The organism is Paenibacillus tyrphae (genome assembly GCF_000722545.1).
GTDB classification, from domain to species: Bacteria; Bacillota; Bacilli; order Paenibacillales; family NBRC-103111; genus Paenibacillus_G; species Paenibacillus_G tyrfis.
Genome location: NZ_JNVM01000064.1, coordinates 20,390 through 34,602 on the forward strand (window position 1 = coordinate 20,390; position 14,213 = coordinate 34,602).

The window sequence follows — 14,213 nt, forward strand, 5'->3', positions numbered from 1 at the left end:
TTGGGTAAAAACGTCCCGAGGGTGACATTTTTGCGCCTCGGGACGTTTCTTCGCGCCTCTTGTTCAACGCTTGTTCTGCTCTTTCCGCTTGCGCAGCAGTTGCTCGTACTCCGCTTCCAGCTTCGCTTTATCCGCATTCGATATAGGGACGCTCAATCGTCCGATCAGCTCCGTCAGCCGCATATTGATCCGGAGCAGTTCTTCATCCACAAGGTCCGTGCTCTTCTTTGAATTCGTTAGCTTTTGTTGTCGGCGTTCCTCGTATTCCTCATATGTCCCGTCGAACGTGACAATCGATTCATTCCGGATCTCGAAAATTTTGCCCGCGATCCGACGCACGAACCGGCGGTCGTGGGAAACGAACAAGACCGTTCCCGGGTAGGCGACGAGCAGTTGCTCAAGCACTTCGATCGAGTCGATATCCAAAAAGTTCGTCGGCTCGTCCATGACGAGCATATGGATCGGACTACAAAACATTTTGGCAAACGCGACCTTGACCCGCTCTCCTCCGCTCAGGACGTCCACGCGCTTGTAGATGTCATCTTGACGGAACAGCAGCCGGGCGAGAACGCTGCGGATCAGCTGCTCGGGATGGTCGGACGTTGCTTTAACGTTATCCAGAATGGACTTTTCCGGACAGAGAATGTCCAGATTTTGACTGAAGTAGCCGATTCGCAGCCCCGGCACGAGGTGCACGCCTTCCTCGGCACGGATGATTTTGCGGATCAAGGTCGTTTTGCCGCTGCCGTTCGGGCCGATCAACGCGGCCTTTTCTCCGCCTTTCAATTGGAACGAAGCACTCTTCCATAACGTCCGTTGATCGACCAAAGCGGATAGCCGCTCCACACGGAGTACCGCCCGGCTGCGGAAAGCAGCGGCGTCCGGGATATCCATCTTGACCTGGGGCAGTTCTCTAGGCTTTTCCACCCGTTCCAGCTTATCGATCCGGGTTTCGATCGCTTTAATCGATTGATGCATCCCTTTTTGCTTGGTCCCTTTTTGCATCTTCGACAATCTCGATTCGGACGTTCCCATGCGCGAAGGCGGCTTGAGCATATGAACCGCCTTCTGCTTCTTCAAGGTGATGGCCCGCTCCAGCTCCTGCTTTTTGGTCACGTACTCCTCATACTTCTCTTGCTGCCGACGCTTGGCGAGCTGCTTCTGCGCGTCATAATCGCTGTAATTGCCCTTGAAGACCGTAATCCGCTGCCCCTCCAGCTCCCAGATTTGGGAGCAGACCCGGTCCAGAAACGAACGGTCGTGCGAAATGACGACGATGGCGCCTGGAAAATCGGCGAAGCAGCGCTCCAGCCATGCGATATGCTCCACATCCAGATTGGTCGTCGGTTCGTCCGCAAACAGCAGGTCGGGCTTCCCGGCCAGCGCCTCTTCGATGGACCGGCTCGTCAATTCTCCGCCGCTCTTCCCGGCATCGTCCTCCTGCAGCTGAGGAATATATCCTACCGTGCCCGATACCGATACCGTGCCTTGATCCGCTTCCATTCTTCCTGCGAGCACTTGGAGCAGAATCGTCTTCCCCGCTCCGTTCCTTCCTACGATCCCGATCCGGTCCTGCCCGGCCACCCGAAGCTGATCTGCTGCGAACAGCAGCCGGTCGCCGATACTTTTCTCCAGTTGAAGTGCTTCCAATCGTATCATCAAAAAACCTCCTATCCATCTTCCGGATAGGAGGCAACGTGCGACAAAAAACAAGGCAAGCCCGGTTACGAGGGCATGACCGATTCTTGAGTCACCTTAAAAGCCTAGACAATCCTATCCAGAAAAAGATTCGTTATTATTTCACGAAAGCTTTGTTGGAAATAGGATTAAGAAATCATCGGCCTAAAGGTCACCCTCTCGTTCATGTTGAAACCAACTTAACATGGAACGAGTTGTCTCTCAAGGGAACGTTCGATTATAACGATTTTCACCGGAATGCGGACTGCCCGTTAAGGCATGTTGCGGCCCCGGGAGGCGACGTAGAGCGTGTACCACTCTTCCCGCGTCAACGTCACCCGCTCCGCTTCGCCGCAAGCCCGGATGCGGTCGGGGCGCACGGTGCCGATTACCGGCTGGATGCCTGCGGGATGGCGCAGCAGAAACGCGAGCACGATCGCTTCAGGCGAGACGTCCTTCTGCTCGGCCATACGGCTGACCAAGGCGGCGGTGGCCCGGACGGACTCCGGCTGTCCCGACAAGTCGCCGCCTGTGAACAAGCCCCGTGCGAGCGGGCTCCATGCCTGGATCTGGATATGCTCCATCTGGCAATATTCCAGCGTCCCTTCCGGGAACGAGACGCCGGTGCCCTGCGGCTGGTTCAAATGCACGCCTGCATCCAGCCAGTCCAGTTTGAGCAGGCTCATTTCCAGCTGATTCGCGATGAGCGGCTGCCGGATCGCGGACTGCAGGAAGCGGATTTGCGCCGCGCTCATGTTCGAGACCCCGAACGCTTTCACCTTGCCCTTTTCGTGCAGCCGCTGGAACGCTTCCGCCACCTCTTCCGGTTCCATCAGCGGATCCGGCCGGTGCAGCAGCAAAATATCCAGCGTCTCGATACCAAGGCGGCTTAAAATCCCGTCGGCACTCGCTTCAATATGCTCCTTCGAGAAATCGTACCGCCCCGGAACTCCCTCTTCCTCGAAGCGGATGCCGCATTTGGATTGAATGATGATCCGCTCCCGTAGATCTGGACGTTCCTTCAGCACTTGACCGAACACTTGCTCGGCCTTGCCTTTGGTGTAAATATTCGCGTGATCGAACATATTGATGCCTGCGGAGAGCGCCGCCTCGACCGCTTCGTGCGCCTGCTTGACATGCTCCGCCGTGTAGGGTTCCCGGTCCCAGCTTCCTCCGAGCCCCATGCAGCCGAGCACGAGCCGGCTGGCGGGAAATCCGTGTTTATGTAATAGAATCGGTTTGTTCATTCGTATGTACGCTCCTCTGCCTTGTCTTGTAAGTCTGTCGTTATTATATGTCATGTGCGGGAACGACTGCAATGGTACGCCGGACTTAGGAAGTGAGAAACCGTTCCAAGATGTCGTCGATGCGGCCGGCTTCGATCGTCTCTTTCGTTTTATTCGGACCGTCGACTACGGTCAAGGAATGATCGAACAGCGTTATCCGGCCTTCCTCCGTCACTTTCATCAAAAAATAAACCTTGTTGAACGGCGATTCCGGGGCATATTGCGTCACGTCGCAAACCTCGGCAAAATCCTCAAGCTGCTTCGGCTCCAGACTAAACCTGTACAGGATAGCCCAATCCCGGTCCTCCTTTTTCTCCAGAACATCCCCGTTCTGCAGCTCAGCGTACGGTCTGATCCGATAGAAGCCGTCCGCGTCCCGGATCTCCTCCCCGGTCACGGGCACCGGCCGGCGTGGGGAGTTGCCGCCAAAGCCGACGTCCACCAAAGAGGGTCGCCCTTCCAAAAGAACGAGATTCGTGGCATGCGAGCCTTCCGTCCCCCATTGACCTTCTCCCCGATAGACCGTTGCGGCAATCATATGGGTCTCGAACCCGATCCGGTGCAGCAGCTCGCTGAACAGTCCGTTTAATTCGTAGCAGACGCCTCCTCTCCGCCGATTGACGAGTTTATCGAAGAGCTCTTCGGTCCGAAGCGCAATCGGAATGCCGCGCAGGATATCCAAATTTTCAAAAGGAATTCGGGTCACATGCCGCTTCTGCAGCTGCGTCAAGCCATCCAAGGTCAGCTGAACCGGCTCTGCCGCTTCGATGCGCTGCAAGTAAAGACTTACGTCCATTTCATTCCCCCCACTTCTCATGCTTGGAATCAATTCTGCGGCGCCGCGGCGCGCAGCAGCTGTCTTACGAAGACGGCAAACAGGATTAACGAAACCGCCACCGACACGGCACTAACCGTGAACAAGGCCTGGTACCCCGTATGCTGGGAAACCCAGCCGAGCACGATCGCCCCAAGCCCGATGCCCAGGTCGAACGCGGTAAAAAACGAAGCGTTGGCCACCCCTTTGCGGTCCGCGGGCGCCAGGCGCAGCGTTGCCGCTTGCAGCGCCGGCTGCGCGGAACCGAATCCGATCCCGTACAGTACGGCCGCTACGATCACGCCGGTAAGCCCGCTGGAAAAGCTCAATACGAGCAAAGCCACCATCGTCGTCCCAAGCGCCGGGACAATGATAAACGACTCGCCGTAACGGTCGGAGAGCTTCCCGGCAATAGGGCGAATCAGCGTCAGCGCCACGGCGTAAACGAGAAAAAATGTCCCCGGATTCACCTTAATCGATTCGGCAAAAAGCGGCAAGAAGGTCGTAATGCCTCCATACGGAACAGCCAGAAAGAAAATCGCCACCGTCACGGACAATACCGACTTTTCGACCAATTGAATGCGACCGGCGCCCGCTTTCGGCTGAAACGGTATTTGGGTTCCAAGAGCCAGAAGCAGAGCCACAGCCGCAAAGCCGGTAGCGTACAGGAAAAGCCCGTGGAACGAAAGCTTTTGCATCATCCATATGCCAAGCATCGGACCGATAGCCATAGCTACGGTCATCGCCATCCCGTACCAGCCCATCCCCTCCCCGCGCCGGGCAGGCGGAATCACATCCGTAATGGCCGTCCCGACGGCCGTTGTAGATAGCGCCCAGCTCATGCCGTGCACGATCCGCAGCGCAAGCAAAACGACGATACCGCCTGCCCAGCTGTACGAATACATCGCCACGACGAAGAGCAGCAGCCCCCAGACGATAAACGGCCTGCGGCCGTACCGATCCAGCAGGCCCCCGACAATCGGGCGAAGAATGACCGCAGACAGCGTGAATACGCCGACGATAAACCCGACCTGCGACTCGCTGCCGCCTAACTGCTTGATAAACAGCGGCATCGTCGGCAGCAGCAAATAGAAGCCCGTGAACAGGAACAGCATACCTAGCGTCAGCTGAATGAACGGTTTGGTCCATAGACGCTCCATCTTTTGTTTCCTCCTTGATGTAGTCAAATTCTAAGCTGCATGATGCCGGCTATTCCTCGGCTGCTTTCACGCGTTCCAGCTCCTTCGCGACCCACTCCGCATCCGCCAGCCCGACATGCTTCCGGTGATCGAGCATCCGCAGCACTTGCGCGCGCTTCCGCTCGTCCATCTTCTTGCTGGAGATCATGCGGACTATGGAGTCCACATATTTTAGGTTGTGCTGAAGGTAATTCAAATACTGCTCTAAAGACGCAAGCCGGACCTCTTTTGTGACATAAGGAAAATTGGACATCTTAAAATGAAACATCAGCTCCGTCTCGGCGGTGTAATCCAGCGGGCTGACCATCAGTTCGAAAAACCGTTCTCTTCCGGCCTCCGTCAGCTTGTAAATTTTTCGCGCTCTCCCGCCCTCCTGCTCCTCCAGCCGGAGGCTGATCCAGCCATGTTCCACCAGCCGGGAGAGGAGCGGATACAGCGTCCCCGAGCTGATCTGCCGGACCGGACCAACGGCGCGCTTCAGTCTTTCTTGAAGCTGGTAGCCGTGAGTATCTCCGATCATCAACTCCCCTAAAACGAACAAGTCGTACATCGTGACCCCCTCTTTTTATATCGCTTCGACATATCGTTACGATATAGTATATGTCGAAGCGACGACCCGTTCAACTATGAAAAATGTAATCTGACGCTCCAAACCGCGGCGCACGAAAAAACAGCCGCCCGCAAGCAGCTGTTTTCCTTCTGATTATGTTCCTACCGGCTGTCCCGCCTCCACGCGCTTCAACAATCGCTCCAGCAGCTCCGGCTCTTTTTCCTTAAACGCCTCCAGCTTGGCGGGCATCTTCGCATAAATGCGGTCATCGCCCTTCATTTCCGCAATAGCCAACTGATCGCGCATCAGCTTCGCCTTGTTCGCGAGCTCTTCGAACGACTGCTGCAGCTCGTCGTCCCGCTCGATGATGCCATGCTGCGTAAAGTACCGGATTCGATCGACCATCACCTTTTTGTGCTCCCAGAGCAAATGCAGATGCCTTACGCCATTGGGCCACACCAACGAGGGATGCCGCTCCGCTGACGCTTTGAAGTACATCTGGAGATACTCATACGTCGCCAGACCGAACACTTCGCCGTCCGGGTTATAGTTGATCCGGTTCAAATGAGTTTCGCTGTTCAAATAATCGCGCAGCTGATCTGCGACCGCCACCGGATCGAACGCAAAAGGATGCTCCCCGTTGAACCGGTAAAAAAACGTATGGTGATCCGCCTCAAGCCCGCTTTCGATAAGCCGCTTCATCGATTCGCAGGCGCTTACGAATTCCTCGAACGGTATTTTGATCGTCCGATACACCTGATTGAAGTCGAACATCGACACATCGAACGTTCGTTCCTTCAAGTCGTACCCGGAGAGCATCAGATGATGGGGAAAAGCGTCGCCCTCATAGGCAGGGCTGACCGTAATTTTCGATTCGTCGACGAAGACGATCGCATAATAACCTTGGTTCATGCGCCCGATCATAAACTCGACAAGCTCATCCGGCCGAAAGCCCGACAGCATCTCATAATTGACGGCGCAGGTCAACAGAAACGGGTTGTTGAAATTCAGCTCGTTCGGCTTGCCGCGGAAAAAATCGAAAAAAAACGTCCGCCGTTTCTCCAGAAAATGCTTTGTGCACGACATTTGGATGAAATTGGTATAGTACCAAGGCAGCGTCTCCTCGTAATTGTGCGTAATCGATAACGTATACGCCCAGCGCAAGAAGCCTTTGATCGGCGGCGGCTGCAGCGGCAATTGATACCGGTTCATAGTATAAACTCCCCCCTTGCCTTTCTTGAGTTGAAGCGGTTGTTTTCGCCTGTGGGGTTATCCGGTGGCTACTTCTTTGCCGTACAGCTTGGCAATGCTTTCTTCAAGCGGGAGGTCCGCCACCGTGAAGTCGACAACCGGGAACCGGTCGAGCAGCATCCGGGATACCGGCTTCAAATGCTCCTTCGGCAGCTCGATGACCGCGTGATACAAGTCGCGCTTCGTGACGCAGCCAAGCGGCCTCAGGCTTTCTTCCGGCACCGACTCGGAAAATTGAACGTTCAGCACCTTGACTTCGTTGAACAGCTCGTTGATTTTCTTAAAATCGCCGTCATACAAGATTCGGCCTTCGTTAATGACGATCGTACGCTTGCAGACGTCCTCGATATCCTTCATATAATGGCTGGTCAATATCAAGGTGGCGTTGAATTGTTCGTTGTAATAGGTCAGAAACTCCCGGATTTTCTTCTGAGAGATTAGATCTAGGCCGATCGTCGGCTCATCCAGAAACAACAGCTTGGGACTGTGGATCAGCGCAGCGATCAGCTCCATCTTCATCCGTTCACCAAGCGACAGGCGCCGGACCTGAACCTGCAGCAAATGCTTCGCATCCAGCATCTCCGACAGCTCGGCAAGCATCCGCTCGTAGGCGTTATCCGGAATCTGGTAAATGCATTTGTTCAGGTAGATTGATTCGATGGCGGGCAAATCGACCCACAGCTGATTTTTTTGCCCCATAACCAGCGAAAAGATACGCTTGAATTCGTTTTTGCGCTCCCATGGCGTATGGCCGAACACCGAGGCTTCCCCGCCGGTCGGATGCAGAATCCCGGAAAGCATCTTCAGTGTCGTCGTCTTCCCGGCTCCGTTCGGCCCGATGAAGCCGACGCATTCTCCGGAAGCGATCTCGAACGAAATCGACTTGACCGCTTCCTTCGTCAACGTTTTGCGGGAAAACAAATTTTTCAAGGAATGCCGGAGACCCGCTTCCTTCGTGTAATAATCGTAGGTTTTGTGCAGTCCGCTCACCCGGATCATCCGTTCCATGGCGTCCTCCTGATCCTTCATCTTTTTGGAAAGCTAAGTGGATTAGACGTAACGCTCTTTTGGGGTCGTATCAAATTCCCTCCCATAGTGACAGGCTGTCATACGCTGCTTTCGCAGCCGTTCGTGGCAGGCCCGCAAAGACGCGGCCGGAAACCCGTCCTCCTCCCAATCGTCATAGCTAATGCCGAATCCGCACCGCTTCCAAAAGGCGGCATTGCTTTCCTCGTGATATCCGAACGCCTCAAGCAGCAGCAGCGGCGTAGCGTACACCAGCGAATCGTTCAAGGTAGCGCCTCCCGGCTTGCTGATAATCGCCCGGCTTAAGCGCACGAGCTCCAAATAAGAAGCGTAGTCCGGCAGTCTGCGCCGTTCGACCGTCCCCTGCCGCCTGACGAGCTCCAGCATCGGAGGATAGGTATGCGCTCCGCCCTCGTCCTTGATCCACGGATTCCACTCGGGGTCCGCCATAAAATAGCGGGTTTCCCCATCATCCTCCGGCACTTCGCTCTCGTCATACGCGATGATATCCAGCCGGCAGCCGCTGCGCCGCAGCCGCTCGATTTTGTCCCGGTAGGTGCCGATCCCCCAGCCGCCGCCATGAATGAGAAACCGGTCGTCCCGTTCCTCGAAGGACGCGGCCTCTGCCTCTGGCGGCGCGATCAAATAGCCGGGGCTTCCCAGCTCAGGATCGTAAAACTGCACATTACGGTACGCTTGGTAGGACGACTTATAAACCTTATACGAAGGGGTGTCGCAAGCATCCATATGAATCCATTCGATATGGACGGGAAACCCCGCAACCTCCTTGTAGGCTTCCAGAATAGGCAGCCAAAACCCCGTAAATGCGATAAACGTCGCGCAGCCCGTTTGCCGCCAATGCGCATGCAGCCGGCGGACCGCCGAATCGTCGAGATTCGGGCTGATGTCCTTCGCCAGCCTATGCCCGGTCAAGGCGACCGAAAAATTATTGTGAAACGCTTTTTTATACCCGCTGATTTTGCTGCGGGTCTCCTCGCGATAAAGCGTTTCAAGCACTTGCACTTCCGCCCGGATATGTTGGCGCGCAAGGCATTCCTGCAGATGAATGGCAGGAATATAGGCGCCGAGCGAATTGCCCGAGGCTAGCAGCGTGATCGCGTTCTTGGTCATGGACAGCTCCCTGCCCTTCCGTTAATGGAATACTGTAACCGAGAGGTCATACAGCAGTTGCTTCAGCCGCTCCAGCGTTTCTTCCCGGGCTTCCTCCGTCTGTCCGATCACCGACATGTACAACCGGCCTTTCGGCTTCGCCTTCGACCGTGCGCCCGGGCCGCCGTTCACGGTTAACGTACCGGAGGAAAGCGGGATGATTCCGATTTGCCGCAGCGGGGTAAACAACAGCTGCTCATCCTCCAGCGTTTGGAGCAGCCGTTCGAAGCGGAATTCATCCGGCAGAGCAACGGACAGATAGGTAAGCCAGCCCTTGAGGTTCCAGCCTCCAAGCAGCCGGTCCAGATGGGCATTGATGAGCCCCATCGACATTCGGGCGTTAATCTCGACGATAGGGACAAGCTCCCCGTCCTCCAACATCATTGAGTCGAAGCAAACGTATCCGAAATAGCCGTCGAGATACAGCTCGTGCAGGGCTGCCTCAAGCATGCTGAAGTACCCTTTTTGTTCGAGGAAGTTCACAAAAGCGGTTTCCGCGGTGACCGAGCCCCCGTAATTTTGCTGGCGGTTTATCATCCGCTGCACGGAAATCAGCTGCCGGGAGCCGTCCGGCTCAAGCAGCCATTGGCTGGAGAAGTCGACCGCCTTGGGCAAGAGCGGTTCGAGCAAAAAGAGCGTCTGGGAACCGGCTTCTTCTTGCTTCCGCAAGTGCGAAACGATCCGCTTCAGCAGCGACGGGCTTTCGATCAGCAAGTTGCCTTTGCCGGAAACGCCGAACGGGTCCTTGATTAGAAAAGCACCTGTACGCAGCAGTTCGGTACCGTATTGCTCCGCTTCCTCCGCGCTCATGACCGGCGTACCGTACGTGTGCAGTCCCGTGTCCTCCAGCAGCCGATGGTGGTACAGCTTGGAATTCACGCGCTTCACCACAGCCAAATCCGGAAGCGGGTTGGCGAAAGCCACCTTTCCCGCGTACTCTTGCGCCTCCTCGGTTACCGCGTACGGCGAAAGCACATACGGCTTGTCCGTATTGGAACCGGGGATTCCGTCCCGGGGAGCGAGCTTAAAGATGCACGACGCGAAATCCTGCGAGCGCAGCGCTTCTTCGGCCTCCGGCGAAGTCAAGTCCACGACGCTGCGATGATGGAACGAGACGCCCAGCTTATCGAAATAGTCCAGCAGCGCGTCATCGATCCGGCATCGGGTAACCAATATATCGTCAGGCCCGCATAGCGGGAAAAGCAATTCATCCATGCAAAGAACGATCCGGTCTCTTTCCGGGTCGGGAATCCGGGGCAGCATCGACAACAGGGGATCTCTCCAGCGCGTTTCCGGGTCAAACGTGCCCATGACCGTTTTGCGCAAAGCGACGGCGGCTTTATTCGACAGCATGTTCGTAAGCGCCCTCGACCGGAGCACACCGGTTTAAGAAGTCGATAAACGTGCCGATGGAGCGAAGATGAGAATAATCGAATTCATCGTAATCGATCTCAATCTTCAGCTCTTCCTCTACCTTGACCATAAAGTTGAGCATTTGCAGCGAATCCAGTCCGATATCGTTGTTCAAATCCGTTTCAAGCGTAAGCCTTTCCCGCAGCGACGGGTTGTCCTCCTTAATTTGGCACAAAATTTGGACGATCGTATCAAACACATCAATTCCCTCCTCTTGGCATATAAGGTACTTTAGGCTTATTCCTTTTCATTATGGCATATCGGCACGGAGGCGGGGAGGGATAAATTTCCACCATTGAGGGATACAATCCATTTCATTTTTCAGGGTAAGCGGAAAAATGTTTGCGCAAAGGATCATGCAAGTGGAGGGCGCCTAGGCCGCAAGACCTTGATCTTCGACAACTGATCCTGGCGGTGCCGATGATGATTGCGGCGGTACCCGTTCGATTCGGGGCCAAGCCTCTTTTGTCATGGTATACGCGGGTATGGTATAATTCGATCGAATAAAGCGAATACGACGAGGTGAATCCATTGTTTCGACGACGTGCAACGGTAATTCTGGCTTCGACCGCCCTTCTGCTGATGCTGAGCGCTTGCGGCGGCTCCAAGGCGGTGGAGGAGTCACAAGCCCGGCATCAGACGCCGAGCGGCGATCTGCAAGAGAAGACGGCTTCGCTGAGTACGCTGCCCTCCTTCTTGGACAAGCAGCCGGAGCAGATGAAGAAGGCGTATTTGGTCGCGGCTCAGACGAAGGATCTGCTGCGCAATATCCCCTGTTATTGCGGCTGCGCCGAGAGTGCAGGACATCAAAGCAACATGAATTGCTTCATTAAAGAAACCGCCTCCGACGGCTCGGTCGTATGGGACGATCACGCCACCCGCTGCGGCGTATGTCTGGAAATTGCGGTCAAATCTGCGCAATGGCAGCAGCAGGGCCAATCGCCCAAAGACATCCGCGAGCAGATCGACAAGCAGTATCAAAAAGGCTACGCCAAGCCGACTCCGACTCCCCTGCCCGCCTAATTTGCAAGCAAGTCAGAAAAACGCCGCTGCTTGAATTAGCAGACGGCGTTTTTTGGCATCGGCGATTGCTGGTTACAGGTCCAAATCCGTAACCGCTCCTCGGGACGCCGAGGATACAAGCCTTATATATTTGGCCAGCACACCGCTGGAAGCCTTTAACGGCGGCTTGCTCCAAGCTCTCGCTCTGGCCTCGAGCTCTTCCGGGGACACGGCAAACGTAATCTGCTGCGTCTCGCTGTCGATGGTGATGAGGTCGCCCTCCCGCAGCAAAGCGATCGGGCCACCGACCTGCGCTTCGGGAGATACGTGTCCGACGACGAAGCCGTGGGAGCCTCCCGAGAACCGGCCGTCGGTCAGCAGCGCCACCTCTCCATGAAGTCCTTTGCCGACGATCATGGCCGTTACGGACAGCATCTCCGGCATGCCGGGTCCGCCCTTCGGGCCCACATACCGGATCACGAGCACATCGCCCTTTCGGATTTCATCGTTCATGATGGCGCGCGTCGCTTCTTCCTCGCTGTCATAGACGCGGGCCGGACCTGTAAAACGCAGCTTTTTCATGCCGGACATCTTGGCAACCGCGCCTTCGGGAGCCAGGTTCCCTTTCAACACAACGAGCGGACCGTCCGGCTTGACGGGGTTGTCGAAGGAGCGGATGACCTTCTGGCCTTCATGCAGCGGAGAAGCCGCAGCCAAGTTTTCGGCCAACGTTTTGCCGGTTACGGTCATGCAGTCGCCATGCAGCAGCCCCCGCTCCAGCAGCAGCTTCATCACTCCCGGCACGCCTCCTACATCGTTCAGATCCTGCATGGCATAGGCTCCGCTCGGCTTCAAATCGGCCAAATGCGGCACGCGCTGCCGGATCCGCTCGAAATCATCCAGCGTCAAATCCACCTGAACCGAATGAGCCATCGCGATGAGATGAAGGAAGGCATTGGTGGAGCCGCCCAGCGCCATGACGACGGTGATGGCGTTCTCGAACGCTTTTCGCGTCATAATGTCCCGTGGAAATATCCGTTTTTCGAGCAGCTCCAGCACCTTTTTCCCGGCATCCGCGCATTCGGCCGCTTTTCCGGGAGAGATGGCCGGCGTCGATGACGAGCCGGGCAGGCTCATCCCTAAAGCTTCCACGGCCGAAGCCATCGTATTGGCGGTGTACATGCCGCCGCACGCTCCCGCGCCCGGGCAGACATGACATTCCACCCGGTGCAGAGTCTCATCGTCCATCTTTCCGTCATGGTACTGCCCGACGGCCTCGAAAGCGGTGACGATGTCGACCTGCTTCCCGTCCAGCTGGCCCGGCTGGATCGTTCCTCCGTATACATAGATCGCCGGCAGGTTCAATCGCCCGATCGCCATGAGACAGGCCGGCGTATTCTTATCGCAGGCTCCGATCGCCACGACGCCGTCGAATCTCTCCGCGCCAACCACGGTCTCGATGGAATCGGCAATGATCTCCCGGCTCGGCAGCGAGAACAGCATGCCTTCGTGTCCCATCGCGATACCGTCGGACACGGTGATTGTGTTGAAAATCAGCGGCGCTCCGCCAGCGTTTTTCACTCCCTGCTTGGCTTCCCTTGCCAATTGGTCGATGTGCATATTGCAGGGCGTCACTTCGCTCCAAGTGCTGGCAATCCCGATCATCGGCTTCTTGAAATCCTCGTCCTGAAAACCGACCGCCCGCAGCATCGCCCGGTTCGGCACCCGATTGACGCCCTCGCTGATGACGTGACTCCGAATTCGCAACTCTTCTTTTCCCGGCATCGTCTTCCTCTCCTTCTTTTGTTAGATCAGCTCGTAAAGCTCACGCATCGGTCTTAACAGATTTTGCTTCATCATGGCGGCCGCTGTTTCCGGGTCCCGTTTCTCAAGCGCCTGGATCACGGCCGCATGCTCCTGTACGGAGGCTTGGGTCGCCGCAACCGGCTGCTTCAGAAACACGTACTTGAAGCGCCGGATGTGAATTTGGAGCGATGCGCCGAACGAAGCGGTATACGGATTGTCCGCAATGTCCACGATAAGATTGTGGAACTGCTCGTCCCACTCCATTGCTTGAAACGGCTGTCCTACGGCAATCGCGTCGGAGAACCGGGCATTCAGCTCCTTCAACTGCTCGATATGTCCGGGCAGGACAAACGGTGCGGCCTGCTCGGCAGCCAAGGCGTGCAGCGAGGCAAGCGTAGGGTACATCTTCAAGATGTCATCCTTCTCAATGAGCTTCACTCTGGTTTCCTTCCCCGGATGAAGCTCAACCAGCCCTTGAGCCTCAAGAAGCTGCAGCGCTTCCCGGACCGGTGTGCGGCTGACGCCCAGCGCTTCGGCCAGGTCCGCGTCAAGCAGCTTCTCCCCGGGGTGAAGTGTGCCGTCAATGATCCAGCGCTGAATTTCCGACAACGCCCGTTCCTTGGCCGACAATCGGATCGGCGTCGAAAAGTTGCCAGGAATCGGCATAAGTATCCCTCCCTTGGTTATTATGCAATATATCGCATACAAAACTTTTATGCAAGTAATTTATCGTTAAGGCTGAGAAGACTCCCTCTTCAATAAGGGGGAGATGAATCAACATCTCTTGTGTACAAACGCGAACATACGTGCTATAATTGTCATAAAATAACCAAAAGAGGTAAATGCTCGCATGTTGCATCATAAAGCTTTTCGCTTTCGCATCTACCCTACAGAAGAGCAAATGACGCTGATCCATCAGATGTTTGGATGCGCTCGCTTTGTCTTTAACCACTTCCTTGCGAGGTGGAACGACACCTTCCAAGAAACAGGCAGAGGATTGTCTTACCAGACCTGTGCAA

General features: G+C 55.9%; 14 protein-coding genes. 2 read left to right on the plus strand and 12 right to left on the minus strand.

Going from position 1 to position 14,213, the window contains the following annotated elements; genetic code table 11:
- Positions 1-63 precede the first annotated feature (63 nt).
- The 10 genes from abc-f to ET33_RS34920 all read right to left on the minus strand — a co-directional run bounded on the left by abc-f (position 64) and on the right by ET33_RS34920 (position 10,585).
- Positions 64-1,659: a ribosomal protection-like ABC-F family protein gene (gene abc-f / locus ET33_RS34875; RefSeq protein ID WP_036693601.1), complete on the minus strand. Its 1,596-nt coding sequence runs from the start codon at positions 1,657-1,659 to the stop codon at positions 64-66.
- Between the two features lie 290 nt (positions 1,660-1,949).
- Complete coding sequence (locus ET33_RS34880; RefSeq protein ID WP_036693603.1) at positions 1,950-2,924, minus strand: aldo/keto reductase; 975 nt, start codon at positions 2,922-2,924, stop codon at positions 1,950-1,952.
- 85 nt (positions 2,925-3,009) lie between these two features.
- Positions 3,010-3,759, minus strand: coding sequence for an arylamine N-acetyltransferase family protein (locus ET33_RS34885; protein ID WP_036693605.1), 750 nt, complete (start codon positions 3,757-3,759; stop codon positions 3,010-3,012).
- Positions 3,760-3,788: 29 nt separating this feature from the next.
- On the minus strand, positions 3,789-4,937 hold the full coding sequence (locus tag ET33_RS34890) for an MFS transporter (protein WP_036693607.1): 1,149 nt from the start codon (positions 4,935-4,937) through the stop codon (positions 3,789-3,791).
- A gap of 49 nt (positions 4,938-4,986) precedes the next feature.
- A complete protein-coding gene (locus ET33_RS34895) occupies positions 4,987-5,526 on the minus strand; it encodes a PadR family transcriptional regulator (protein ID WP_036693610.1) in 540 nt (179 codons plus the stop codon).
- A 153-nt stretch (positions 5,527-5,679) separates the two neighbouring features.
- Positions 5,680-6,738: a hypothetical protein gene (locus ET33_RS34900; RefSeq protein ID WP_036693613.1), complete on the minus strand. Its 1,059-nt coding sequence runs from the start codon at positions 6,736-6,738 to the stop codon at positions 5,680-5,682.
- A gap of 57 nt (positions 6,739-6,795) precedes the next feature.
- Positions 6,796-7,785, minus strand: a complete 990-nt coding sequence (locus ET33_RS34905; RefSeq protein WP_036693615.1) for an ABC transporter ATP-binding protein — start codon at positions 7,783-7,785, stop codon at positions 6,796-6,798.
- A gap of 42 nt (positions 7,786-7,827) precedes the next feature.
- Positions 7,828-8,934, minus strand: a complete 1,107-nt coding sequence (locus ET33_RS34910) for a hypothetical protein (protein WP_036693618.1) — start codon at positions 8,932-8,934, stop codon at positions 7,828-7,830.
- Between the two features lie 21 nt (positions 8,935-8,955).
- On the minus strand, positions 8,956-10,326 hold the full coding sequence (locus ET33_RS34915) for a hypothetical protein (protein ID WP_036693620.1): 1,371 nt from the start codon (positions 10,324-10,326) through the stop codon (positions 8,956-8,958).
- Positions 10,313-10,585, minus strand: a complete 273-nt coding sequence (locus tag ET33_RS34920) for an acyl carrier protein (protein WP_036693622.1) — start codon at positions 10,583-10,585, stop codon at positions 10,313-10,315. The genes ET33_RS34915 and ET33_RS34920 overlap by 14 nt, the downstream gene beginning before the upstream one ends.
- Before the next feature lie 332 nt (positions 10,586-10,917).
- Here ET33_RS34920 and ET33_RS34925 point away from each other — a divergent pair, with 332 nt between their 5' ends.
- A complete protein-coding gene (locus ET33_RS34925; RefSeq protein WP_407668139.1) occupies positions 10,918-11,409 on the plus strand; it encodes a PCYCGC motif-containing (lipo)protein in 492 nt (163 codons plus the stop codon).
- 72 nt (positions 11,410-11,481) lie between these two features.
- On the opposite strand, the gene ilvD is transcribed toward ET33_RS34925, so the two are convergent.
- Together ilvD and ET33_RS34935 are read right to left on the minus strand one after the other, a co-directional pair.
- The gene (ilvD, locus tag ET33_RS34930) at positions 11,482-13,173 is read right to left on the minus strand and encodes a dihydroxy-acid dehydratase (protein WP_036693625.1); all 1,692 of its coding nucleotides are present in this window, start codon (positions 13,171-13,173) and stop codon (positions 11,482-11,484) included.
- A 21-nt stretch (positions 13,174-13,194) separates the two neighbouring features.
- Positions 13,195-13,860: a GntR family transcriptional regulator gene (locus ET33_RS34935; protein WP_036693627.1), complete on the minus strand. Its 666-nt coding sequence runs from the start codon at positions 13,858-13,860 to the stop codon at positions 13,195-13,197.
- Positions 13,861-14,095: 235 nt separating this feature from the next.
- Here ET33_RS34935 and ET33_RS38220 point away from each other — a divergent pair.
- A partial coding sequence (locus ET33_RS38220) for a helix-turn-helix domain-containing protein (RefSeq protein WP_327204081.1) occupies positions 14,096-14,213 on the plus strand: 118 nt, incomplete at its 3' end.

What these genes read in the sequence shown, in the direction of transcription:
- abc-f (WP_036693601.1), bottom strand. Translation starts at nt 1,659, where the DNA reads ATGATACGATTGGAAGCACTTCAACTGGAGAAAAGTATCGGCGACCGG.
- ET33_RS34880 (WP_036693603.1), bottom strand. Translation starts at nt 2,924, where the DNA reads ATGAACAAACCGATTCTATTACATAAACACGGATTTCCCGCCAGCCGG.
- ET33_RS34885 (WP_036693605.1), bottom strand. Translation starts at nt 3,759, where the DNA reads ATGGACGTAAGTCTTTACTTGCAGCGCATCGAAGCGGCAGAGCCGGTT.
- ET33_RS34890 (WP_036693607.1), bottom strand. Translation starts at nt 4,937, where the DNA reads ATGGAGCGTCTATGGACCAAACCGTTCATTCAGCTGACGCTAGGTATG.
- ET33_RS34895 (WP_036693610.1), bottom strand. Translation starts at nt 5,526, where the DNA reads ATGTACGACTTGTTCGTTTTAGGGGAGTTGATGATCGGAGATACTCAC.
- ET33_RS34900 (WP_036693613.1), bottom strand. Translation starts at nt 6,738, where the DNA reads ATGAACCGGTATCAATTGCCGCTGCAGCCGCCGCCGATCAAAGGCTTC.
- ET33_RS34905 (WP_036693615.1), bottom strand. Translation starts at nt 7,785, where the DNA reads ATGGAACGGATGATCCGGGTGAGCGGACTGCACAAAACCTACGATTAT.
- ET33_RS34910 (WP_036693618.1), bottom strand. Translation starts at nt 8,934, where the DNA reads ATGACCAAGAACGCGATCACGCTGCTAGCCTCGGGCAATTCGCTCGGC.
- ET33_RS34915 (WP_036693620.1), bottom strand. Translation starts at nt 10,326, where the DNA reads ATGCTGTCGAATAAAGCCGCCGTCGCTTTGCGCAAAACGGTCATGGGC.
- ilvD (WP_036693625.1), bottom strand. Translation starts at nt 13,173, where the DNA reads ATGCCGGGAAAAGAAGAGTTGCGAATTCGGAGTCACGTCATCAGCGAG.
- ET33_RS34935 (WP_036693627.1), bottom strand. Translation starts at nt 13,860, where the DNA reads ATGCCGATTCCTGGCAACTTTTCGACGCCGATCCGATTGTCGGCCAAG.